Genomic DNA, 24442 nt, shown 5'->3' with positions numbered 1-24442 from the left:
CGTTTTCACACAAGCTCGACCCGAAGCAGGCCTTCGTACATGGCCCGAAGCGGCCCTTCAATTCACTTGTGCGCGGATATTATTGAGACGCACCTGACTTTGTCGCGCAGAGCTTTTCTCTTACGATGGGGTCTCTCAAGAAAGCGGACTTTCTTTTCGTAAAGGTTCGGATAGCCTTGCGGAGTCTGTAGAGTAGCGCGTGCCTGATCAACTGGCACGAGCCGTGAGAGCCGGGGGCGTGGTATGTCCGCCGCTGGTGATTCCAAGGGGCTACTGATGAAGCGCTTGGTCGATCGAACGCGGCAACCCTCACGAGTTATAGCTATGTCCAGGTTTTTCACGAGTCGGAGTGAGTTTGTCTCGACTCTCACAACTGCGCTGCATTTTCTTTCCTGTATTTCTTTTGTAGCATGGGCCGCTTTGAGTTTTGTTATCTACGTGTTTGGCGTTCCTCGCACAGTAGATGCAGATCGGGTAGCGCTCATGGGTCTTCCAGCGATCGGTGGAATCGCCTTTTTTTAACGCGTTGCGCATACGACTGCTGCGGCGGCCATGTAGAACACGATACGGAACAATCGCTCCACTCGAACCCGGTTGGTCAACTTTTGTGAACGCCCAACTATTTGCAGGCGTCGTCCTCTTCGCGTTCGGAATAATCGTAATTCTTTGAGCAAAGAACTACAGCGTCACGGACCAAATCGGCCTTGCCCAGATAGGCTAACGCATCCGTTTGTACTCGCGAACGTCCTTTACCAACTGATAAGTAATCGCAAGGAACAACGTGACGTACAGGGGCATTCCTGCCAAGGCGGGCCTCCAGTCGGCTCCCTGCATTTCCGACACAAGTACGACGGCACCCACGACACTGATCGCGGAAACGTACGCTTTCAGGTAGCGGCGAACAATACCAATCTTGTCGTCCATTTGTCGTCTGATTACAAGGCTTCTACTGGATTCGGGAAAAGGTCGAGTATTTACAAAATATCGGGCCGATTGTCACATTTGAATGATGCGCCGTACTCCATGCCCGCGCTAGTCCGATGCCCCCGCAGCGCCCCAGCCCGCGCAGCACCGACCGCCGTCGAAGCCCCCTGCAATCCAACGGCGGCCCTTCCCTATCGAGGACCAAGCTTCAACCCTCAATGCGTCGCGGTATTCCCCACCATCTGCGCATCGCTATCGTTCAAGGTCTTGAGAAACGCGATCACGTCGCGAATATCGCCTTCCGACCAGACCGGCTTGCCACCCTTGTGATTCGTCATCGGCGCATTGATATGGTCGACGTTCCTCTGGTACTTCACTGGCAGGTCGTCAAACTGCTGCTTGCCGCCCGGATGCGGATACCACTTCTGCGGGTTAGTGTCCCGTTGCACATAAAAACGCAAGGAGTCTTCCAGCGTGTGGAAGCGGCCGTTGTGAAAGAACGCCCGGCGCGTCGCGACATTGCGCAGAGTAGGTGTCCTGAACATACCGCAATACCAGTCGGTGTCGGTCTTGTCGGTCCGGATCGGGCCGCACAATCCCATGTCGTAGTACTTCGGATCCGCGTTCGCCGGGATCTCCGGATTGCGCGGCACGCCGAGCGTCTGAAAGTTGTAGTCGGTGAAGGTCGGATGCGCACCTGCAGCGCCCTTTTCGACGAGGTGGCAGGATGCGCAGTTGCCGCGATCGGGATCGTTGAAAAGCGCGAAGCCACGCGCCTCCTGGGTGCTGAACTGCGCCTTGCCGTCCAGTACCTTGTCGAACTTGCTGTCGAATGGCTGGAAGCTGGGATCGTCGAACTGGAAGCGCTCGAGCGCCTTGCCTAGTGCGGCGAGCGCATCGGCAGGGCGGGAGAAAATATCCCGGCCGAACACTGCGCTAAAACGCGCGGCATAAGCACTCCTGCTCAATTTACCCGTGACGTCGGCAGCGTCCGTATTGGCCATCTCGTCGGGGTTCAACAGAGGGAAGGCCGCCTGGGCGGCAGGGCTGTCGAAGCGCCCGTCCCAGGTGTAGCCGCCGGACGGCATGTTGTCGCCGTCCTCGAGACGTTCTTTGAAGCTGCTCGCGTACGTGTGTGTCCAGATCGGCACGCGGCGCAGATAGCGCAACGAAGGCACAGCGCGTGTGCCGTGATGCGTCATATCGGCGCCGCCCAGTTGCACGGCGAGGCCGTTGGGTGGCCCGTAGGCGTTCATTGGGCTGTGACAGCTCGCGCACGACTGTTTGCCGGAAGCCGACAGCGACGGATCGAAAAAAGCCAGCTTGCCGATCTCGGCCATATCCTTATTGGAAGGCGCCGCGGAAACCGTAGTGACGGCGGGGGCGCCGAGGGCTTCTTCCTGGCGGCCGCATGCCGTCAGGAAGAGACTTGAAATGAAAAAAAGGGCCGCCCCCCGGGCGGTCCCTTTAGTACAGAGAAAAAGCATCTATCTTTATTGGTTGAAGATGTCGGAACCGAAAGTCGCGAGGTTCGAATCGTCCGCATAACCCAGATACTCGGGAATACCGAAACGGTTCTCCAGGCTCTTGAGCAGCGAGTAGTGGTTGTAGCCGGTATCGGAGGTGGTGCCCGCCTTGATGAACGGCGACAGCAGCACTGCACCCGTGCGGTCGCCGCCAACACCGTCGTAATGCATGCCGATCTGGATCAGCTGAACGGTCGACGGAAGCAGCGCGGTGTTGATACCCAGCGTCGATGCGTAGGCAATCGGGAGCGTCGACATGACCTGATCTTCAGGACGCTTGACGTTCGGACCAACCTGCTGCGTGCAGCACGAAGCGCCCGTCAGATTGATCGTGAGATTCATCTGCGAGTAGCTGGCGTTGAACGACGTGGTCATCGGCGAGCTGGCCGCATTCGATTCGTCGAAGTTGATGATGATGAGACCGTCCTGCTTGTAAGCTGCCGAAGCCTGGATAATCGGAACCCATTTCTTCAGGAACGCGTCGATCGACGTCAGGCCGCCGGGCGCACCGCTCTTGCAACCCTTGCCTGCCGCTCCAGTGCCGTCGCCGTCGTGGCCGTCATCGCACAGGTTCGGCGTGATGAACACGAAGTTCGGCGTGGTATCGATCGACTTCAGATCGTTGACCAGGTTGTCGTCGAGATTCACGACGTGCTGGTCGCAATAGTTGATGTCGTCGATGATCGAGTGGAAGTACACGAACGGATTGTGACGGGTCGCGTAGGCATCGCCCTTGACGTCGCCGGACGCGGAACCCGCCTGGGCAGACTGCGTACCGTCGACCGTCTTCGCCGGATCCGAGCCTGCCAGCTTCGCGGTACGGGTCGGGAAGCTGCACGTCTTCGTGCCGTCGCGGTTCAGGTCATTGCCCATATCGCCCATGTAACCCTTCCAGGTGAACTTGGCGTTATCGAGCTGGTTGGCCAGCGTCTTGACGCGGGCCGGATACACACATCCGCCGCCGGCGTGGCCGTTCGCATCCGTACCGGCCTTGAGGACCTTCGAATTGCTGCTGTCGTTGCCTGCGTCGACGATGTCAGACCATACGCTGAAGCAGTCGGTCTCGGTGTCGACCGTCGAAGGCTGGCCGCTCATCATCGAGATGTAGTTGTCCAGGCTGACGTGGCCGGTGCCGTAGTAGTTGGTCAGCAGCGCGCCTTGCGGAGCGAGCGACTTGAGATACGGATCCTGGCCGCTAGTCGCCGAACCCGTACCAAATGATTCGTCGTAGTTCTTGTTCTCGAGCGTGATCACGAAGACGTGACGCACAGCCTTCGAACCGACGACCGTCTTGATGTAGTCGTCGCTGGCCGCCTTCACGCTGGCAAGGCTGCTGTCGCTGTTGAAGTCTCCCAGCAGCTTGTCGGCGGACACTCCGCCGTATTTGGCTGCCAGCGTGTTCTTCGCGTCGCTTAGCGCCGCGCCGCCTGTCACCAGTTGAGCCAATTGCGTGGTGATGGCGCTCACCGTGCCGCTCGCGCCCTTGGGCGCGAGAAAGAACGCGCCGGAACCGAACGTGGTGCCCATGTCTTTGCCGTTGGCGTCGTTTTCGCGGGCGTTGGTCAGATCGGCGACCACATTCTTCCAGCTGCCGTTGTTCTTGTCGCCGATGGAGAATTTGCCTTTGGCGTCGCTCACTGTATACGGCTCGTCGCTGTCGCACTTGCCGTTGTCATTGAGGTCGAGACAGACCTTGGCGTTCTGGATGTAGCTGCCGAGCACCTGCCCGGAAACCTGGGGCGTCGTGTCCTGAGGAGTACTGTCAACGTTCCCACCACAGGCGCTCAAACCCGCCGCGAGGCCGATACTGGCCAGTAGGGCTAATGCACCTTTCCGACATATCAGGTTCTTGTTTATCGAAAAAATCACGTGGGGGCTCCCGTCGCACGCCGGGCAGGCAGCATCTTCACGCCGGCTCGCCCGATTGTTGGATTTATTACATCGGCGCAGGAGCTTAAGATAGTTATGTGAAAGTTCAGTTACATCGGTGTAATGAACTGGGCTGAGCGCGGCGCCGCGAAGTTCACGCACGCTGGAAGCAGACGTCGTGAGTTTGCAGGCGCCATTGCTCGCACATCGTTGGGCTGGAGCAAGTGGATCGTCGAGAGTGCCGCGCGGACATTCGGATGGCTGCTATATCGACTTTCTTCTTCGTGGGAAGGTGATTGGCTCGAGGCATACGCGCCGATTGTGTGCAAATCGCGTACGCGTATCCGTGGTAGCGGATGGGGGTGAAGACAACAGCAAAAGCACCTCAGTGCTCTTGCACCCTACGAAGCGCCATCCATGCCAGCCAAGGCCTGCTTATTCCTGTTGAAAATCCGTCACACGCGGCGTGAACGGCAAGTCCGTTGCGTGTGCCCTATCTGCAAGATGCGCCAGCGCATGGCTCCCGTCGGCGCGCGCGGCCGCTTCGAGCGAAAAAGAGCTTTCGCTGAAGGCAATCAGTTTGAATCCGCTTCCCGCCACGCGCGGGACGGTGATACCCCAATGCCAACCTCCCTCCTGCTCGAAAACGTGCAATTCAGGGACGGTTGGGCGGTGTGAAGCCGGGAAAGTCGGCATGTCGCTCTCCGTCGTATCAAAGCAAACCTTATGGCTGTAGACGTTCATGACCTAGTCTATACGTAAATTGCTGCAATGCAATATCAAACTCCGAGAAAAAGGAACATCGCTGACCGGCAGGTTCTGAAAAACGCACGCCTGCGACGGCGCCCGATTCGGTTTCACCCTCATGACACGAAAGTTACCCACACTTTCGATGGCTCTGCGTAAGCCCATGAAAGCCGCCTTTTGCGGCTACCTGACGATGCTCTGTCGAAACAACTGAAAGGAGATATCCGTGCTGAAATTTAGACCGCTCGTGCTCACCGTGATTGCATCATCGCTCTTCGCGATGGCGAACGCTCACGCTACCGTCGATCTAATCGCCAAAGGTCAGATTAGCGGCACGATCTCCGACCTGTCCCGCGAGACGGCGGCGCCGCTCGAAAACGGTGCGCCGGGTAATCTGCTCGGCGGTATCGGCTCCGGCATGAGCTTCGCGGGCTGCAACACTTTCGTCGCGTTGCCTGATCGCGGCCCCAACGCAATTTCGTATAACGCGGCGATCGACGATACGGTGTCGTACATCAACCGCTTCCAGACGTTCCAACTGTCGCTCGTCGCCGCACCCACAGGTTCGGCTCTGCCTTACTCACTCACGCCGAAGCTGGTCGACACGACGCTCCTGCACACCGCCGAGCGGCTCGTGTACGGCAACGGCGCAGCGGCCGGCGTGGCGGACGGTGCGCCCGACTTGAACCGCCAGAACCACACGCACTACTTCACGGGGCGCTCGGATAACTTCGACCCGACGCACCTTTCGACGAATCCCCTCGATGCACGCCTCGATCCTGAAAGCATCCGGGTGACCAATGATGGACAGAGCGTATTCATTTCCGATGAATACGGTCCGTACATCTATCGTTTCGATCGCCGCACGGGGCGTCGGCTCGATGTGATCAAGCTGCCTGACTCGTTCGCCGTGTCGATGCTCAGTTCGGTAGGCAACACCGAAATCAGTGCGAACACGTCCGGTCGCGTGGCTAACAAGGGTATGGAAGGGCTGGCGATCTCGCCCGACGGCAAAACACTGTTCGGCGCGATGCAGAGTCCGCTGCTGCAGGACGGCGGTACCAGCGGCGGCTTCAGCCGCATCATCCGTATCGACCTGCGCACCGGCAAGACCCAGCAGTTTGCGTATCCGCTGACGAACATTGGGACTTCATCGAAGCCGAACTATCCGACCATCAGCGACGTCGTGGCGGTCAACGACCGCGTGCTCCTGATGGATGAGCGCGATGGCAAAGGCCTCGGCGATGATTCGACCGCGGCGTTCAAGAAAGTGTTTCGCGTCGACCTCGACGGCGCGCAGGACGTCAGCCAGGCAAGCGGCGAATCCGGCCTCGCACCTTATGCTCTCCAGAAGTCGCTCTTTCTCGATGTGGTTGCCGTGCTGACCGCTCACGGCTTCAGTGCGCAAGACATTCCCGCGAAACTCGAAAGCCTGACGTTCGGCCCTGACATCGTGATGAACGGCGTGCACAAGCACACCTTCCTCATCGCGAACGACAATGACTTTATCGGCAATGTCACCGACTCGAATCACCCGGCCGGCATGGCGAATCCGAACCAGTTCTTTGTCTTCGCAATGGACAAGGACGATCTGCCCGATTACGTGCCTCAGCAGTTCGCCGGTGTTCAGCGGCTTTCAGGCCATGCCGGCGAGTGCAGCTTCGTGAAAGATGACCGGGACGAGCATGGGCATTCGGGACATCGGCCTTTCGGATTCTGATTGGTTGTCTGTGATTGGTCGGTGTTCTGGAGATGAAGTCTGCGTGTGTTGCGCTTACCGGTGCAATATACGCAGGCGCGAGCGGCGGAGTCTCAGATAGTCGAACCAGGTCTATGTGGTTATCTCTCCGCGGTGGGCCAAGGTCGTTTCGCGTCGGGTCGAATTCGGGCCGAGAGGGCCATTCGTTCGTTGAATCGCTCGGGCATTCAGAGGATCACTCTATGTGATGGACTGCGTCGAAACGGAGGCCGTCACACAAGTCGTCGACCTGCGTCATCAGCAGTCATTTCGAAGCCTCGCCCAATTGAATACCAATCGCACTCCTGATTAAATACGCACTTGATCGATTTTTTACCGCATACCTTACTTTCTGGATCAGTTACATTCCCTGAATATCAACGACCCTTCTTTGGTGATCTCAATAGGCAACAGAACATCATCTCGCGCCCCCCATTTTAAACGGTGCGTACCGTTGGCTCGTATGGCACCGGTTACAAACCGTATTGGAATAGTAATCGTTAGAGGAAAATTGGATTCGACATCTTCTCGCTTTATCAGCGACATATACAACGATTCAGCATCCCTTTTTGTCGCGCGATATGCGTGCAGGCCCATCAAGATAGAGTCCCAAAGTTGGCAAATTTCGATCAAATCTTCCAGGAGCGAAAGATTTCCAAGCTCAAAGACTGCGGGTTCCGACAGGAGGCGCAGCAGCGCTACGCCCAAGTCAATAGTCGGTGAAAAATATGGCGCCTCATAGCATAGGCGGTCTAGGAAAATACGTAGTCGCTGTGGATTCGGAAATCCAGAAGGCTCAAAATTCAAGAGAAGTGTGGCAAATAGCGCTTCGGGAGCCGTCGACAAAGCGACAGCAACGGCCACAGGAGCGGGGTTAATTTCGAAGTAATCTGCAAGGGCTTTGTTTGATGGCTCCCTTGTTATGTATTCTGCGCACAGAAACTCCTGGAGCGACAAATGAGAGAATTCGACTGCCTCCAGGGAAGAACGCAGTAAGAGACCCGTATGTGCTTCAAGTTCGCGCAGCACTTCCTCCGCCTCGGCGGCAGGTAAGCGAAAGCGCCGACGAACTCGCTCGTACGAGTCTTGAATCATGCGTCGCTCGAATACCTTCGCCTTGTGCCTGTACGTAAGCTGATAGGCCATTGACGCCAAAAAACGCAATTTGGCGTCGACCCCGAACGAGCCGTACTTTGACCGTCGCAGTATCCCTTGATCCTTCGCCCATAGCTCTATGCTCAAACGCACAACTCGCTCGTACACCAAAATTGCCGACGACGGCAGATCTTGCTCCGCCAAATAAATCAGAAGCAGTTGAGTGATGAACAATGGCCGATTGGCAAGATCGTGGTAAGGCTTCTCCTTGAGCATTTTTATAAAGACAGATCCGTCTCCGAGCCAGCAATTGCAGATAAGTGTTATCCCATCCCAATCAAGCGGCCTTACTTCCAACGCAATAATATTTTCAAATGTTCGATCATAATCCCCCTTTCGCAAGGACACGATCACCTTACTTTGTTTCAGCATGTAGAGGAGCTTCTGTATTTCACCATCGAGCTTGGCTCTCAGTTTCCCGTCGGCTTCGTCTAAACCGTCGATAAACAGTACTGCCTGGCTAGCATCCAACACTGCCGCTACGGCGTCCAGTAAAGGCATCCCCCCGGACTCGAGGAGATGTTCTTTCACTCCGCCAACCAAAGTCTCTTTAAGCTCATATTTGATTCCGATTTGATCTGCGATGACGGCGGCAAGAGGCATAGGCCGTGAAATGTCGCGGACTCTCACGAGAATTGGATATTGATATGCAGGACTGCCGTCTACCGCAACAGGTGCTTCCGAAGTTAGCAGGTGATAGCAAAGCCGCTTGACAGTCGTAGTTTTTCCCGCGCCTGGACTTCCTAAAATCAGAAAATTCCCCCAGGTAGTGAGCAAGGACTTTTCAGTATAGTCAAACTGACTATTTTCAAGTTCCGCCATGCGTACATCTTTGGCTCGCGAAAGGGCGCGACCAGGGACGAAAGACGCCGGTTGCATGGAGTCAAGATTGGGGCGTCTGTCGATAAACTTTAACGGTATTGTCCCCGACTCAATGCTGCGAGGGCTGTTCATCCCGAGAATCTGAAACGTTTGGCACCAGCCACTCACGAAATCAAGGTGACTAGCCAATTTCTCGCTACTCCAGTCGGTCTCAGCGTCACTGATCTCTAATGCCGATGATATCCGTTTGCTCGCAATGTCAACGGTCGCCTTTACCAACGCTGCAATCACGGCTTCAGAAATCGGCATAGGTCTCTCCCAGTGCTCGCCGGTCACCCAAAGGGCACTTGTTGCACTGTAGCGCCCAAGTATTTTTCAGCCAAACCGATTGCCAAATTGGCCGGAAGCGAGGTTGCATTCAAGCTCCAGACAGAAACGTGGCTCACTTTCGCCACTTTTGGTGGCCAAATTCATTATTGCGCCATGCGAAAGCATCCACAAGTCGAAGACAGGGTTTTCTGTGCGACAGGCGGAGGGAACGGCACCCGACAGCCCATAGTGGCGCATGGAATGACCGTGTACGTTGCGAATGACCATCGCGATCACGTTCGCTCCAAAAGCCGATGTGGATCGAAAGTAAGCATCTAGTGGATGTCCCATCGGCCGTTCGCTACCGATTGAGAATGATCGTCAGTAGCCTGCAACTGCCCCCCTCGACTCATTTGAGCGAGCAGCAGGTCAGGCCGAAGCGTGTCGACGGTCGACGACGGGTCGACTCAGGTAAGCGGCAAAGGCCTCACCCTCAAGCGCAGCAAAGCAGTCGACGGCACCCTCCGCATCATCGACAATTGACCTTCCCTCCACGCACGACCAATGACTCATGCTGCGAAGAAAAGTCTCCATCGCACTTCTATGCATCGCTTTATCAGCAGGCTCTGCAGCTTCAGAACAGCCAACGCGGCCCCCAGGCCCCGTCATGATGGTCCATTTCGACTACTACCCCAAAGACCTGGCGGGCATTCATGTTCTCGAACATCGGTTGGAAAGCGCAATAAAGCGTGCGGGTGTCGGCGAACTCGGCGAGACCGAATTTCACATCGATGGCAACGACGGCTATCTATACATGTACGGCCCCGATCCCGACCGACTGTATGCGGCGGTGGCTCCCATCCTCAAGTCGTCAAAACTGATGACCGAAGCCGAAGTCACGAAGCACTATGGTTCCCGCACCGAAACGTTCGTGATGCACCACAACGGTGTCCGATAACGACCAGGCCTGCGCTTACGCACGAGATTCACCCTCCAGAATCTCGTGCCGCAGCTTCCCCGCGACACGACAAGCGGCAAGCGCCCCGCTCCCTTCGCAAAGCACCTGCCGCACGTCTTGATTAACGACTCAAACCGCCGCGGTCACAATAATCTCCACGCGAATGTCCGGCGAAGCCAACGCCGCTTCGCAGGTCGCGCGAGCGGGCGTCGCGTCGGCCGGAACCCATGCTTCCCATGCGGCGTTCATCGGCCCGAAGTCGCGCGCCATATCGGCCACCCAGATCTGCACGGAAAGCAAACGGGTTTTATCGGTGCCGGCGGTTTTCAGATGCCCATCCAGCTTGCTCAGGATTTCTTCGGTTTGCGCCTTGGCATCACCGTCGCGCGAAGTCGCGGTCAGGCCGGCGACGTACACCGTGCCGTTGTGAATGACGATGCGCGAGAGGCGCGGATTGGTTTCGAAACGCTGAATATCGCTCATGGTTCGTATGTCGAGTGAGTGGGTGAAAGAAGTAACGAAAGAGTCAGTGAGTTGCACGAGGCAGATGAGTCGCGCCCGCGAAGCGCCCAATTCGAAATGCGTCGATGTCATGCGTGCTGCGGCCGTCGCAAACCAGTTCGGCGACCACGCTGCCGACAATCGGTCCCAACTCGAACCCATGCGCCGAAAAGCCGAACGCGTGCACGAGACCATCGTGTACGCCGCTGCGGCCAATAACCGGAATGCCATCCGGCATGAAGCCTTCAATACCGGCCCATGCACGATTGACTACTACGTGCTGCAAATGCGGAAACAGGTCCGTGACCGTGCGGGCGCTTCTGCCCAATTGCGCGAAGTCGAGCCGGCATTGCCGCGCGTCCATATCGGCCGCACATTCGAGCGCGCCGCCGATCACCACCGTGCCGTTGCTGAACTGCTTGAACGACAGCGGCCGGCCCGTTGCCCCGAGCACGGGATTCACAAACGCGGGTACGGCTTGCGTCACCATCAACATCAGGCCGCGCGGTTCGACCGGAACGGGTTCGCCGACCTGCCGCGCGAATTCCCCGCCCCATGCGCCCGCCGCATTCACCACATGGGGTGCGCGCCAGCGGCGCCCGGCAGTCTCGATGTCCCACTGTCCGTCACGGCGCGCAACATTACGGACCGCGCATTGCTCGTGAATCCCGACGCCCGCGCGTTGCGCCGCGCGCCGGAACGCCGTCACCGCGCGAAACGGCAACGCGTGACCATCGTGCTCGACCCACACACCGCCGGTGACGTGCCGCGCAAGACTCGGCACCAACTCGCGAACGGCGCGCGCGTCGATCATCACCTCGTGTGTAAAGCCAAGCGTGTTCAAATACGCGACGCGCGCGCGGCACTCACCGAGTTCCGCTTCGTTCTCCGCGATTTTCAACTGACCGGACGGGACGAAGCCCGCATCGTCGTCGACGAGTTCGTGAAGCTTGAACCACAGTTCGCGCGATGCAAGCGACAACGCAATCTCCGCATCGTGCCGTCCCAGGGTGCGGACTCCCCCTGCATTGACGCCCGATGCATGCCGTCCGCACACGTCGCGCTCCAGCACGGCCACACGCGCACCGCGTCGCGCGAGATGCAGCGCGCTCGACAGGCCGTGCAAGCCCCCGCCGATCACGACGACATCGGCGCCCGCCGGTTCGTTGACGCCGCTCATCGCGCGGCGGTGTCGTGCGATTCGGCAACGGCTTGGACAGGCTGCTGCGTGTCGTCGCGCCGCAACGCCGCTTCGTGCGCTGCCGCAAGCTCGGCCAGCGTCACCGGCTTGATCGGCGGACGCACACGGTAATAACCGACTTCGGCAGGCGGCACACCGCGCGCATCGGCGATCACCTCGGTGACGGTCAAGCCGCACAGACGTCCCTGGCACGGCCCCATGCCGCAACGGCCGAACGACTTCGCCTGATTCGGCCCGAGGCAACCGAGCTTCACGAACTCGCGCAACTGCCCAGCGGTGACTTCTTCGCAGCGGCACACGGTGACGCCGTCCGCGGGAATACGGTTGGCGTCTTTCGGCCGGTACAGCGCATCGAGAAACGGCCGGATGTGCAGCATCTCGCGCAACGCGCGATGCACCGGCGCCGCCAGCGTGTCACGCATGGCCCGGTCGATACGGCCGGCGCGATGCACGATCTCCAGCGCGGCGAGCCGGCCCTGTTCGGCGGCGGCCTGCGCGCCGCCGATACCACGGCTGTCGCCCGCAACGTAGATGTCCGCCACGTCGAGTTCGCCCCACGCATCGGTCTCGGGCACCCAGCACAATTGCGCGTCGTCCCAGCGATGCCGCGCGCGCAACGACCAGCTGACCTGCGTATTCGGCACCACACCCTGATGCAGCAGCACGAGCGTAGCCGGCAAACGCTGCACGCGGCCAGCGACGCTGAAGCGGATTGCCTCGAGCGCGTCCGTGCCTTCGAGCGCGAGGTCCGTTGCGCCCTGATGAAACGGCACGCCCGCGCGCTTTAACGCACGCATGAGCTTCAGCCCCTTCGCGAGTTGCCGCCAGCCCTTGAGCGCACCGCCCAGATGCGTGAGTGCACGGCGATAGTCGGCGCTGTCCGTCGTATCGACGATCGCGCGGATCGGCACACCCGCTCGCAAATACTGCCAGCCGAGCAGGTACAGCAGCGGCCCGCAGCCCGCGAGCACCACCGGCTGCGACGGCACCACCTCGGCACTCTTCAACAGGATCTGCGCGGCCCCGGCGGTCAAGACGCCCGGCAGCGTCCAGCCCGGAATCGGAAACGGCCGCTCCATCGCGCCGCTGCACAGGATGATAGAACCCGCCCGCAGCGACTTCACCACACCGTCCTGCACATAGTCGACGGTACGCTCCGCCGTCACCTGCCACACCGACGCGCCGCGTTCGTGCTTCGCGCCGCTCGCCGCAAAGGCGCGCGCCAGTTCGCCGCCCGCCGCATAGTCGGGGCCGAGAATCTGCAGACGCCGCGCACTGGTCTGCGTGATCGCGCGATAAATCTGTCCGCCCGGCGCGGCCTGCTCGTCGAGCACGGTCACGCTCAGGCCGCGTTGCGCCGCGACGTTCGCCGCCGCCATGCCCGCCGGTCCCGCGCCGACGATCACCACATCCACTCGATTAGCGTTCATCGCGTGCGTCTCCTGCAAGCGTGGCGGGTTCGTGCAGCTCGCGCATGCCAAGCTGCGAGCGGATCGTCATGCCTTCGGCAACCGGCACGAGACAACTTTGCCGGTTCGCCACGCCGTCGATTTCGACGAGACACTCGAAGCAGACGCCCATCATGCAGAACGGCGCACGCGACGCGCCGCTGACCGGCGTGGTCCGAAACCGCTGCACGCCGGCAGCGAGCAACGCGGCGGCGACGCTCGCTCCGCGCGGCACGCGCAGCGCTCGCCCATCGAACGTGATGGCGACGGTCGCCGCGTTCCCTTGCACGCCGTCCGGCGGCAATACCTTGAAAAGAGTGTCAGTGGCCATGCGTCAATACCTTGTCGGTCTGCAAGAAGCGCTCGCCGGAAAAATGTTCGATGCCGGCGGGCGCGAGATCCTTTGCGATCCACGGTGCGACGCGCAGCGCGTGCGCGGCCGCGAGCGTGACGCCGCTATGGCAGGTCACGACGTACGCGCCGGGACAGGTCGCCGATTGCTGATAGATCGGAAAGCCGTCCGGGCTCATCACGCGCAATGCGCCCCATGCGCGCACCAGCTTCACGTCGCCGAGCGCCGGAAAACTGCGCACGCCCCGCCACGCGATGTGGCTCACGACATCGGCGGTCACGCCGTCGTCAAAGCCGACGTCTTCCATCGAATCGCCGATCTGCACGGTGCCTTCGTCGGTTTGCCTGACGTACGTGGTCGGGTAGTCGAGGAAGTGCGCGACGCGTTCGGCGATCAGGACCTGTCCGCGATTCGGCGCAACCGGCGCATGAATGCCGACCTGTTCGGCGAGCGCCCGGTTGCCGAGCCCCGCGGCGAGCACCACACGTCCCGCGTGAAAACGCTGACCGCCCGCCTCGACCACGAAGCCGCTACCGCTGCGTTCGATGCGCTGTGCGCGCATGCCCGCGCTCATCTGCACGCCGCGTTTGCGGCACGCGGTATGCAGCGCACGCAGCAGCTTCAGCGGATTCGCGTGGCCGTCCATCGGCGAATAGCTTGCGCCGATCACCTGTGGGCCGACGCCGGGCAGACGCCGCTTCACCTCCGCGTGGTCGATCATCTCGAACGGATAGTCGCCGTTCAGATCGTCGCGGATCGCCTGCAAACGCGTGGCACGCTCGTGCCACTCCGTTTCGCTGAAGCAGAAATGGAAGCCGCCCGGCTGGGTTAGCTGCACGTCGATATCGGTCTCGCTCAGCAGGTGGTCGCGCAGCATCGGCCAGCGCGTGGCGGAGCCGCGCGTCCACGTCGCATACGGCGTCTTGCCGTAGCCCTTGCCCTGCACCCACACGAGGCCGAAGTTGCCGCGCGACGCGCGCAACGCGTCGTCGCCTTCGTCGAGCACGCCGACCTTCAGCCCCTCACGGGCGAGTCCATAGGCGACGGCGGTGCCGACCAGGCCGCCGCCGATCACGAGTACATCGGAAGAGTTCATCATCTGTTTCAGTTTTTGCCGATCAACACGCGATCGAGTCCGACGATGCGGTCCATCACCACCATCAGGATCGCCGTGCCGACGATCAGCACCGTCGACACCGACGCGACGAGCGGATCGATGGTTTGCGCAATCTGGTTGTACATCGCCACGGGCAGCGTGGTGGTGCCAGGTGTCGCGACGAAGACGGTCATCGTTAGTTCGTCGAAGCTCTGGATGAATGCGAGCATCCAGCCGGCGGCAACGCCTGGCAGGATCATCGGCAGAATCACGCGGCGGAACGTGGTGAAGCGTTTCGCGCCGAGCGACAAGGCCGCGCGTTCGGCGTCGCGGTCGAGCCCGGTGGCCGCCGCCAGCGTCAAACGCAATGCGTACGGAAAAATCACCGTGACGTGCGTCAGCGTGAGCCAGAAGAACGAGCCCGACATGCCGGCCGTGGTGAAGAAACGCAGGAACGCGACGCCGAGTACCACGTTCGGAATCATCAGCGGCGACAGGAAGAACGCCGACACCGCGCCACGGCCCGGAAAGCGATAGCGCGTGAGCGCCAATGCGCCGGGCACCGCGAACAGCACTGCCACGCTCGCCGATGCGACGCCGAGACGCAACGACAGCCAGAACGCGTCGATGATGTCCGGCGCGTCGGCGATCGCGCGGAACCAGCGCAACGACAAACCGTTGGTGGGCATCGAGATGTAGCCCTTGTCGGTGAACGACACGGCGATTACGACCAGCAGCGGCGCCACGATGAAGATCATGAACAGCGTGTGGTAACACAGCGCGAGCCAATTGTTTTTTCGCATGACGTCAGCCCTCGAAGACCGCGCGGAAGCGCCGTTCGATCCAGCGGTTGCAGCCGAGAATGATCGCGATGTTCGCGATCAGCAGCAGCACGGCGATGGTCGCGCCGAGCGGCCAGTTCAACGTGTTCAGAAACTCGTCGTAGGCAGCGGTGGCGGCGACTTTCAAACGCCGGCCGCCGAGCAGCGCGGGCGTTGCGAACGCGGAGGCGGCCAGCGCGAACACGATGATCGAACCGGACAGCACGCCCGGCAGCAATTGCGGCAACACTACGCGGCGAAACACCGCGAACGGGGGCGCGCCGAGCGAGCGCGCGGCGTTTTCCACTTGCAGATCGAGCTTTTGCAGCGTGGCCCACACCGAGATCACCATGAACGGCACCAGTACATGCGTGAGACCGATGATCACGCCGGTCATCGTGAACACGAGTTTGATCGGCTCGCTCGTCACGCCGAGCGCCTGCAACGCATCGTTGAGCAGACCGTTATTGCCGAGCAGGATCGCCCAGCCGAGCGTGCGCACCACCACCGAAATCAGCAGCGGCCCGAGAATCACGATCAGAAAAATCGAGCGCCACGGGCTTTTCATACGCGCGAGGATGATCGTCTCCGGCACGCCGAGCACCACGCACAGCAGCGTGACCGCGAGCGCCATGCCGGCCGTGCGCAGAAAGATCTCGTGGTAATAGCCGTCGCTCAATACTTCGACGTAGTTGGACAGCGTGAACGTCGGCAACACGCCTTGCGTGCCGTCGAACGCATGAAACGACAGCACGGCGGTCAACAGCAGCGGCACCAGCAGCAGCCCGCAAAACAGCAGTAGCGCGGGGCCGGCGAGCAGCCACGGCGCGGCGCTCGCACGCGTGTCACTCGTGCGGGGTGCTGCATGGGACGGTACGGGCAGCGGGGAAGGAGAAGACTCAGCCATGTGCGCTCTCCGCGAGAATCCGTACCGCGTCGTCGGACCAATGCACGCCGACCGTGTCGCCTTCACGCGGCGGCGTCGTGCCGAGATTGGGCAGGCTCGCGCGGACCATGCCGAGCGGCGTGTCGATCTGCAGCATCCAGTGATTGCCGAGAAAGAGGCACGTCGACACCCGTCCTTGCAGCGTTGCGTCGGCGGCGGACGAATCCGTCAGCGAGACCCGTTCGGGCCGCACGTAAAGCTGCACGTCGCCATCGAAACGGCGGCCGCCGTGCGGCACCTTCATCACGCTCGCGCCGACCCGCACTTCCGCGCATCGCTCGTTCAACCGTTCGACGGTGCCGCGCAACGCATTGGTCTTGCCGAGAAAGCCCGACGCGAATACCGACTCGGGCTTCTCGTAAGCATCGAACGGCGAACCTGTCTGCACGATATGGCCGCCGTGCATCACAGCGATGCGGTCGCTCATCGTCATCGCCTCGACCTGATCGTGCGTGACGAGGATCGTCGTGATGCCGAGCTTCTTCTGGATCGCGCGCAATTCGACGTGCATGTCCTCGCGCAGCTTCGCGTCGAGATTCGACATCGGCTCGTCGAGCAACAGCACTTGCGGACGGATTGCGAGCGCACGCGCAATCGCCACACGCTGCCGCTGACCACCGGACAGTTCGCGCGGGTAGCGCTTGTCGAGGCCCGTGAGCCGCACCATCTCCAGCACTTCGGCAATGCGCGTGGCGCGTTCGCCGCGCGTCACGTTGCGCATGTCGAGGCCGAAGCCGACGTTATTGCCGACCGTCATGTGCGGGAATAGCGCGTAGCTCTGGAACACGATGCCCATGCCACGCTTCTCGGGCCGCTCGCGTGTAATGTCCGCACCATTGAGCAGTATGCGGCCGCGCGTCGGTTCGACGAAGCCCGCGACCATCTGCAGCGTGGTGGTTTTGCCGCAGCCTGACGGACCGAGCAGCGAGACGAATTCTCCGCGTTCGATCGACAGGTTGATGCTCTCGACCGCATTGAATTCGCCGTAGGCCTTGCCGAGGCCATCCAGTGTGAGGAAGCTCATGTTGTAGTGTCCTGATGCACGACCAATGGCAACGCATAGATACAGGCCGCCGCGCAACACGGCGGCGCCGATCAACGTTCGACGGTGCGGTTCCAGCGGTTGGTCCAGTCGGAGCGCTTGTCGTTGACGAAGGTCCAATCGGTCTTCACGAGCCGGTTGATCTGATCCGGCGTGTACGGCACGGTCGCGGCGACGGCCGGCGAGAGCTTCGTATTCTTGTTGACCGGCCCCCAGCCCTGCCCTTCGGCAAGCCATGCCTGCACTTGCGGCGACAGCAGGAATTGCACGAACTGTTGCGATAGCGCGGCGACGTCGCTATGCACGACCGGACACGCGGCGGTGAACATTGCCGGAGCGCCCTCTTTCGGATAGATGAACTCGACCGGGAAACCGGTCGCCTTCAGTGCCGCGACGCGGCCGCTGCCCCACACGGCGAGCGTCACGTCGCCGTTCTGGAACATCTCCGTCATCTTGCCCGGCGACGGTTCCCACGCCAGCACGTTCGGGCCGACTTCCTTCGCAAGCGCCGTCATGCCGGGATCGATGTTGTGATCGCTGCCGTGGCGCAGCCGCGCGTAGGTCAGCAGCGTTTGTAGGCCATACGTGTTGTTGATCGGCGGAATCGCGATCTTCTGGCGCAGGCGTTTGTCGGTCAGCACTTCCCACGAGTCGGGCTTCGGCAGGCCGGCCTTTTTGAACGCCTCCGTGTTGTAGACGAGACCCGTCGCCACCACGCCCACCGAGGTCGCGTTCGCGTTCATCTTGCCGATGTCGTACACGTCCTTGTAGACCGGGCCGTCCTGCAGCTTGTCGCAGAAGCCGAACTGGGTCGCCTGGTACATCGGGCCGTCGTCGAGCAGCACCACGTCGAGTTCTTCCTTCGCCTTCTGCGCTTGCAGCTTCGCGAGCGTGTCCGTGGAATTGCCCGGCACGTAGACGATTTTCACGTCGTGATTCGCTTCGAACGCGGGAATGATCTTCTTCTGAAACAGGTCCTGCGTCGAACCGCCATATGAGCCGAGATACAGCGTCGGCGCCGCCAGTGCCGGCAACGCGCAGCCGGCGGCCAGCACGCCGGCTGCACCCAGTAACCACCTCGAACGTCCAGCCATCTTCGTCTCTCCTCGAGAAGCGCCCCGCAGCGCGGTTGAGTCAATGAGGGATATCACCGGGTTATTGGCATGTATCGTAAACAATGCGCCGCATATCCCGCAGTAAAGTCAGCTTATTTGGAAAAAAAAGCAGCGGATAATCGAATTTTTTTGGTGTCGTATAACATTTGCTTATACCAATTGGAGAGACCCGCCGTGAAGATCCGTCAGCTCGAAGCCTTCAACGCCGTGATGGTGTGCCGCACGGTCACGCGCGCGGCGCAAATGCTGCACATCTCGCAGCCCGCGGTGACGCGGCTCATCAACGACCTCGAAGAGAACACCGGGTTCGCGCTGTTCGACCGCACGCTGGGCCGTCTTCAGCCGACACCGGAGGCCTTCGCGCTGCATGAGGAAGTGCAGCGCTCGCTGGTCGGCGTCGAGCGGATCGAACGGGCGGCGCTGGAGATTCGCGCGTCGCAGCGCGGCATGTTGCAGATCGCGAGTGCCCCGGCGCTGGCGCTGTCGTTCCTGCCGCGCGCGATCGCCGGGTTCAGCGCGCTGCATACGGGGGTGGAGATATCGCTGGCGTCGCACGCGTCGCGCACCGTCCTCGACATGGTCGTCGAGCATCGCTGCGATGTCGGGTTCGTGATTCTGGCGCTGACCACACCGAGCGCACACGGCGAGTTGCTGATGTCCACGCGGATGGTGTGCGCGGTGCCGGCCGCGCATCCGCTGGCGGCCAAAAGCACACTCGTGCCGGAGGATTTGCGCAATGAGCCGTTCGTGTCTCATTGGCGCGGCTTGCAGTCGCGTTATGAAATCGACGCGCTGTTCGCGTCGCACGGTATCGAGCGCAAGCTGATGGTGGAGACGCAGACGTCGGCGGGCATTTGTTCGTTCGTCGCCGCGGGCATGGGCATCGCGATTATCGATCCGGTCGCCGCGCTCGAATATCGCGGCAAGGACGTGGTGTTTCGCCGTTTCGAGCCGGCCATCGGAACGGATTTTTCGGTGCTGCTGCCGTCGCAGCGGCCGCCTTCATTGCTGGTGAAGAAATTCGTACAGCACGTGCGGGCGTTTGCGCATGCGCAGTTGCCGGAGGATGCGTGGCTTCGATGAGGATGAGGTCAATGGCGCGAATCGCGCTAGACCGTCGCATCAGAAAAAGATGCGCGAGCCTGCGCCTATGGTTTGAAGTCGGCCAGCTGCACGCCTTCACGAATGCGTTCGAGCGCATTGGCCACGTAGTCGACGGTCGGCGCGGGAGGGTTGTCCAGTTTCGCCCATACGAAGCCGGCGCATTTGTGCGGCTCCATGTTGATCAGGACGCCTTGCCATGCCCGGCACGACAGAAAGAAGCTAATGCGGTTCTGTTCCGAATCGCGCCTCATCACCAGCGAGAATTCAAGCGCCCCTGGTGCAATCGTGACGCCCGCTTCTTCCTTCGATTCGCGGATCGCACACGCCTCGATGGATTCGCCCGGTTCAAGGTGGCCGGCCACCAGCGAGTACTGCCCGTCTCGATGTCCGGTATTGGCTCTCTGGATGAAGAGGCATTCGTCGTTGTCGTTCAGGAACAGAACATGCACATCGACGACACTTTGCATTCGGGTCATTTTGTCGGGCCCCGGGGACCAATGGCGAGAGTAGCCGGATGCGGTATTTCATGCCGGGAGGTTCCGGCTTCAAATAAATGCACCGATGCCGGCCAATGCATGGGCGCAACCCCGTCAATACACACGCAAAACACGGTCTCCGGCGCGACACCCATCCAGTATCGCGCCTGCTCTTTCAAAGAGACCTCAACCAGCCATAGCCCGTTAATCGCGCAACTTCACAGGCGTCATCCGCGGCATCAACAAATGAATGATGCCGAGCGCCACCAGATAAGCCGACGCCCCCACAGCGAAGAGCGCCCAATACTGACCGGTGCGCTGCAACGTCTCGCCGATCACGCCCGAGAAGAAGAACGAACCGATCATCCCCGCCACGCCGCCGATACCGACCACCGTGCCCACCATCCGGCGCGGAAACACATCGCCAACGGTAGTGACGAGATTCGCCGACCACCCCTGGTGAGCCGCCGCGGCCAGACCGACAGCGAAAACCGCGTACCAGAGGCTCTGAAAATGCGACAGCGTGGCAATCGGCAGCACGCACAGCGCGCAGATACCCATCGTGACCTTGCGCGCGATATTGGGTTTGTGGGCACGCTGCATCAGTCGCGATGACAGCCAGCCGCCCGCCACGCTGCCGACGGATGCCATCGTGTAAATGGCGATCAACGGCAGGCCCATATTGCTGATGTCGATATGCCGCGATTCATTGAGCCATTTGGGCAGCCAGAACAGATAGAACCACCACACCGGATCGGTCAGCAGCTTGCCAAAGACGAACGCCCACGTTTCGCGGTACTTCAGCACCGAAAGCCAGCTCACGGGTTGCTCGACGCTTTCGTCGCGGTCCGAATTGATGTAATCCAGCTCAGCCTTCGATACCGACGCATGCTCCGCGGGAGGACGGTACACCAGCATCCACACCGCCAGCCACACGAAACCTGCCGCCCCGCCCGCAATGAACGTCGCGCGCCAACCCCACGTGACGGCGGCGATCGGTACGAATGCAGGTGCCACGATCCCGCCGATGGTAGCGCCCATGTTCCATAAGCCCGTGGCCAACGCGCGCTCCTTCTTCGGGAACCAGGTGGCCGTGGTGCGGATAGCGACCGGGAAATTGGCCGCCTCGCCGAACCCGAGCAAACCACGCACGGCCGCGAAGCCCGGGACGCTCGCCGCCACCGCATGCAGCATCGCGGCGAGGCTCCACATCGCCATCGCACTGCCGTAGACCACCTTGGTGCTGATCTTGTCCGCGATGCGCCCGAACGTCGCGAGACCTACTGCATAGGCGACCGTGAACACCATCACGGTTTGCGCGTACTGGACCTGCGTCCAGCCAATGTCTTTTTGCAGCAGCGGCGCGAGCAGCCCGAGCATCTGACGATCCATGTAGTTGATCGTCGTCGCGAAGAAGATCAGCGCGCAGATCGTCCATCGGTATCGTCCGACTGCCGTTTGATCGGCGGCGGATTGGGTTCCTATCATTTTCATCGTGTGTCCCCAACGTTGGTATGAATGGCCGCGATATCCTCGTGAATACGACGGACACCGGGACCTGAATGTCAATATGAAATGCCCGGCAAAGCGATCCGTACGCCGTCTATAGCGCGAGGGCGCGCCGGCCCTCGCGAGGCGTCATGCGGGCAAAGAAAACCACCCCGGCGGCCACCACCGACATCACGGCCAGCCCCGTGAGCCCGCCTTCGATCGAGCCGGTCTTCTGCTCGAGCAAGCCGAAGGTCGCCGGCGCGACGAAGCCGCCCAGGTTGCCGATCGAATTGATCAGCGCCAGCACCGCCGCGGAAATCCGCGCGTCCAGATAGCCCTGCGGAATCGGCCAGAACAGGGCGGATGCGGCTTTGAAACCGATCGCCGCAAAGCAGATCGCGACGAACGAGAATGTCGGGCTGCCCTTGCCTGCTGCATACATGCCGAGCGCGGCGATCAACAGCACGCACGCAACCCATGCCTGCTGGAACTTGAAGCGCGCGGCGAGCATGGCGAAGAAGTACATCGCCACGATCGAGATCAGCCACGGGATCGAATTGAAGAGCCCGACCTGGAAGTCGTTGAAGTGGCCCATCTTGCGAATGATGCTGGGCAGCCAGAAGGTCGCACCGTAGATCGTCAGCGAAACCGAGAAATAGATCAGGCAGAAGATCAGGATCTGCGGGTCGCGCAGCAGGCTCCACGCCGACGGCGCGACCGCGTGCGCCGCATCGCGCCGGCGCTGCTCGTCCTCGATCTCGGCAACGACCGCATCCTGCTCGGCACGGCTCAGCCATCGGGCGTCGCGCGGATTCGAGTCGAGCCAGAACCAGATGAAGCCGGCCAGCACCACCGAGGCCATGCCTTCGATCACGAACATCCACTGCCAGCCGTGCAAGCCGCCGCCGCTGATCAGCATCAGCGCGCCGGAGATCGGCCCGGAGAGCACCGAGGCGAGCGCCGAGCCGCTGAGAAAGATCGCCATTGCCTTGCCGCGCTCGTCGCGCGGCAGCCATTTGGTGAAATAGAACACCACGCCGGGAAAGAAGCCGGCCTCTGCCGCGCCGAGCACGAGCCGCATCGCGTAGAACGACATCTCGCCGCGCACGAAGGCCATGCCGACCGCGGCCAGCCCCCACGTGAACATGATGCGCGTGAGCCACGCCTTCGCGCCGTAGCGTTGCAACAGCATGTTCGACGGCACTTCGAAGACCGCATAGCTGACGAAGAAAAGCCCCGCGCCGAGCCCGTACGCCGCCGCGCCGATGCCAAGATCGGCGCTCAGGTGCTGGCGGACGAAGCCAATATTCACGCGGTCGATGTAGTTGACGATGAACATCACGACGAAGAGCGGCAACACATGCCACTTGATCTTCCGGACGGCAGTTGCCAGCGCGTCGACTCGGTCCACGCCGGCCGTGGCCGGATTGGATCTGCTCATGGGGTTGTCTCCTTGGTTGGCAATGCGCGTTGCGGATCCGCTGTCCGCGCGGTTCAGAAGCGCGGGTTCTTGCCGGTGAAGCTGGGGTCGTACTTTTGCATCTGCTTCAGGTCGTCGCGATTGCGCACACCGCATGACAGATATTGGGCATGCAATTCGGCCAGCCGGTCGCGGTCGAGCTCGACGCCAAGGCCCGGCGTGGCCGGCACGCGCACCGCACCGTTATCGAAGCTCACGCGGCCGCCCTTGATGACTTCTTCCTCCTGCCACGGGTAGTGGGTGTCGCAGGCGTAGGTCAGATTGGGGATGCTCGCCGCGACGTGCGTCATCGCCATCAGGCTGATGCCGAGGTGCGAGTTGGAGTGCATCGACATGCCCAGGTCCCACAGCTTGCACATGCGTGCGAGAGTCTGGGTCGCGCGCAGGCCGCCCCAGTAATGGTGATCCGAGAGCAAGACCTTGACCGAGCCCATCTCGGCGCCGCGGCGGAAGTCGTCCATGGTCGTGATCACCATGTTGGTCGCGAGCGGCAGGCGGGTGTGCTTCGCCAGCTCGGCCATACCGGCCAGCCCCGGACACGGGTCTTCGTAGTACTCGAGCAGTTCGTCGAGTTCTGGCGCGGCCTTGATGCTCGTTTCGAGCGTCCAGTTGGCGTTCGGATCGAGGCGCAGCGGCACACCGGGGAAGGCCTGATGCAACGCACGCATGCACGCGATTTCGTGCGCCGGCTCGAACACGCCGCCCTTGAGCTTGATGCTCTGGAAGCCGTACAGCTCGATCATGCGGCGCGCCTGCGCGACGATCTGCTCCGCGCTCAGGCCTTCGCCCCAGGCATCAGGCGCATACGGCTTGTCGACGTGCTCCGCGTACTTGAAGAAGAGGTAAGCGCTGTAGGGCACCGCGTCGCGAACCTTGCCGCCGAGCAGGTCGACGATCGGCGCGCCGACGATTTGCCCCTGCAAATCGAGCATCGCGACTTCGAGCGTGCTGATGACTTTCGGCGCGTTCTTCGCCGCGTGCGAGCCGGGCGCGAGTTCGAATTCGACCGCGCCTGGCGCCGCCTTGATCGACGCGCGCACGCGCTCTTCCATCCGGTTGAGATCGAACGGCGACAGGCCGATCACCAGTGCCTTGGCCTGTTCGAGCACGCGCAGCATCGGTTCGTCGCCGTAAGTCTCGGAGATGCCGACGCGGCCGTCGCTCGTCTCCAGTTCCACAATCGCGCGCAAGGCCCACGGCTCGTGGATGCCGGCTGCGTTGAGGAGCGGGCCGTCGCGGAAAGCGATCGGAGTAATTCGCACTTGGGTGACGGTGATGTCCCGAGTCATGGTGGCAATCCGGCAGATAAGGGGGTGGAAAT

At 61.2% G+C, this 24442-nt stretch carries 21 protein-coding genes; 3 read left to right on the top strand and 18 right to left on the bottom strand.

Annotated elements, in window-relative coordinates; translation table 11 throughout:
- Positions 1–717 precede the first annotated feature (717 nt).
- The 4 genes from PQQ53_RS25955 to PQQ53_RS25940 form a co-directional block, all read right to left on the bottom strand.
- On the bottom strand, positions 718–924 hold the full coding sequence (locus PQQ53_RS25955; protein ID WP_408151816.1) for a hypothetical protein: 207 nt from the start codon (positions 922–924) through the stop codon (positions 718–720).
- 215 nt (positions 925–1139) lie between these two features.
- A complete protein-coding gene (locus tag PQQ53_RS25950) occupies positions 1140–2264 on the bottom strand; it encodes a cytochrome-c peroxidase (RefSeq protein WP_408327229.1) in 1125 nt (374 codons plus the stop codon).
- Between the two features lie 153 nt (positions 2265–2417).
- A complete protein-coding gene (locus PQQ53_RS25945; RefSeq protein ID WP_408327226.1) occupies positions 2418–4172 on the bottom strand; it encodes an alkaline phosphatase family protein in 1755 nt (584 codons plus the stop codon).
- A 582-nt stretch (positions 4173–4754) separates the two neighbouring features.
- Positions 4755–5063, bottom strand: coding sequence for a hypothetical protein (locus PQQ53_RS25940; RefSeq protein ID WP_408149355.1), 309 nt, complete (start codon positions 5061–5063; stop codon positions 4755–4757).
- Positions 5064–5292: 229 nt separating this feature from the next.
- On the opposite strand from PQQ53_RS25940, the gene PQQ53_RS25935 reads away from it, so the two are divergent.
- Entirely contained in the window at positions 5293–6786 is a 1494-nt protein-coding gene (locus PQQ53_RS25935) for an esterase-like activity of phytase family protein (protein ID WP_408327223.1), read from the top strand.
- A gap of 375 nt (positions 6787–7161) precedes the next feature.
- Here the strand turns inward: PQQ53_RS25935 and PQQ53_RS25930 are convergent, their stop codons facing one another.
- Positions 7162–9090: an NACHT domain-containing protein gene (locus PQQ53_RS25930; protein ID WP_408327220.1), complete on the bottom strand. Its 1929-nt coding sequence runs from the start codon at positions 9088–9090 to the stop codon at positions 7162–7164.
- 667 nt (positions 9091–9757) lie between these two features.
- On the opposite strand from PQQ53_RS25930, the gene PQQ53_RS25925 reads away from it, so the two are divergent.
- Positions 9758–10048, top strand: coding sequence for a hypothetical protein (locus PQQ53_RS25925; protein WP_408151810.1), 291 nt, complete (start codon positions 9758–9760; stop codon positions 10046–10048).
- Positions 10049–10177: 129 nt separating this feature from the next.
- Here PQQ53_RS25925 and PQQ53_RS25920 read toward each other — a convergent pair whose 3' ends face one another.
- The 9 genes from PQQ53_RS25920 to PQQ53_RS25880 form a co-directional block, all read right to left on the bottom strand.
- Positions 10178–10531: a RidA family protein gene (locus PQQ53_RS25920; protein ID WP_408149347.1), complete on the bottom strand. Its 354-nt coding sequence runs from the start codon at positions 10529–10531 to the stop codon at positions 10178–10180.
- Positions 10532–10574: 43 nt separating this feature from the next.
- Positions 10575–11729 (bottom strand): NAD(P)/FAD-dependent oxidoreductase, encoded by a 1155-nt coding sequence (locus PQQ53_RS25915; protein ID WP_408327217.1) that lies wholly within the window; start codon positions 11727–11729, stop codon positions 10575–10577.
- On the bottom strand, positions 11726–13180 hold the full coding sequence (locus tag PQQ53_RS25910; protein WP_408327214.1) for an FAD/NAD(P)-dependent oxidoreductase: 1455 nt from the start codon (positions 13178–13180) through the stop codon (positions 11726–11728). The genes PQQ53_RS25915 and PQQ53_RS25910 overlap by 4 nt, the downstream gene beginning before the upstream one ends.
- Positions 13170–13529, bottom strand: a complete 360-nt coding sequence (locus PQQ53_RS25905; protein WP_408149341.1) for a (2Fe-2S)-binding protein — start codon at positions 13527–13529, stop codon at positions 13170–13172. The genes PQQ53_RS25910 and PQQ53_RS25905 overlap by 11 nt, the downstream gene beginning before the upstream one ends.
- The gene (locus tag PQQ53_RS25900) at positions 13519–14646 is read right to left on the bottom strand and encodes an NAD(P)/FAD-dependent oxidoreductase (RefSeq protein ID WP_408149339.1); all 1128 of its coding nucleotides are present in this window, start codon (positions 14644–14646) and stop codon (positions 13519–13521) included. The genes PQQ53_RS25905 and PQQ53_RS25900 overlap by 11 nt, the downstream gene beginning before the upstream one ends.
- An 8-nt stretch (positions 14647–14654) precedes the next feature.
- The gene (locus tag PQQ53_RS25895; protein WP_408327211.1) at positions 14655–15449 is read right to left on the bottom strand and encodes an ABC transporter permease; all 795 of its coding nucleotides are present in this window, start codon (positions 15447–15449) and stop codon (positions 14655–14657) included.
- 4 nt (positions 15450–15453) lie between these two features.
- Positions 15454–16374, bottom strand: coding sequence for an ABC transporter permease (locus tag PQQ53_RS25890; RefSeq protein ID WP_408149335.1), 921 nt, complete (start codon positions 16372–16374; stop codon positions 15454–15456).
- The gene (locus PQQ53_RS25885) at positions 16367–17437 is read right to left on the bottom strand and encodes an ABC transporter ATP-binding protein (protein ID WP_408149333.1); all 1071 of its coding nucleotides are present in this window, start codon (positions 17435–17437) and stop codon (positions 16367–16369) included. The genes PQQ53_RS25890 and PQQ53_RS25885 overlap by 8 nt, the downstream gene beginning before the upstream one ends.
- A gap of 71 nt (positions 17438–17508) precedes the next feature.
- Positions 17509–18549, bottom strand: a complete 1041-nt coding sequence (locus PQQ53_RS25880; protein ID WP_408149331.1) for an ABC transporter substrate-binding protein — start codon at positions 18547–18549, stop codon at positions 17509–17511.
- 195 nt (positions 18550–18744) lie between these two features.
- Here PQQ53_RS25880 and PQQ53_RS25875 point away from each other — a divergent pair, with 195 nt between their 5' ends.
- On the top strand, positions 18745–19653 hold the full coding sequence (locus PQQ53_RS25875) for a LysR substrate-binding domain-containing protein (protein WP_408149329.1): 909 nt from the start codon (positions 18745–18747) through the stop codon (positions 19651–19653).
- Positions 19654–19718: 65 nt separating this feature from the next.
- Here PQQ53_RS25875 and PQQ53_RS25870 read toward each other — a convergent pair whose 3' ends face one another.
- The 4 genes from PQQ53_RS25870 to PQQ53_RS25855 form a co-directional block, all read right to left on the bottom strand.
- The gene (locus tag PQQ53_RS25870) at positions 19719–20150 is read right to left on the bottom strand and encodes an NUDIX hydrolase (protein ID WP_408149327.1); all 432 of its coding nucleotides are present in this window, start codon (positions 20148–20150) and stop codon (positions 19719–19721) included.
- 204 nt (positions 20151–20354) lie between these two features.
- The gene (locus tag PQQ53_RS25865; protein ID WP_408151805.1) at positions 20355–21644 is read right to left on the bottom strand and encodes an MFS transporter; all 1290 of its coding nucleotides are present in this window, start codon (positions 21642–21644) and stop codon (positions 20355–20357) included.
- Between the two features lie 109 nt (positions 21645–21753).
- Entirely contained in the window at positions 21754–23082 is a 1329-nt protein-coding gene (locus PQQ53_RS25860; RefSeq protein WP_408327208.1) for an MFS transporter, read from the bottom strand.
- Between the two features lie 53 nt (positions 23083–23135).
- Positions 23136–24410, bottom strand: coding sequence for a glucarate dehydratase family protein (locus PQQ53_RS25855; RefSeq protein ID WP_408149321.1), 1275 nt, complete (start codon positions 24408–24410; stop codon positions 23136–23138).
- Positions 24411–24442: the final 32 nt, after the last annotated feature.

This window comes from Paraburkholderia strydomiana, from assembly GCF_046030495.1.
GTDB classification, from domain to species: Bacteria; Pseudomonadota; Gammaproteobacteria; order Burkholderiales; family Burkholderiaceae; genus Paraburkholderia; species Paraburkholderia strydomiana_A.
Note: the sequence above shows the minus strand (reverse complement) of the source record. Positions and strands in the feature narration are given on the sequence as shown.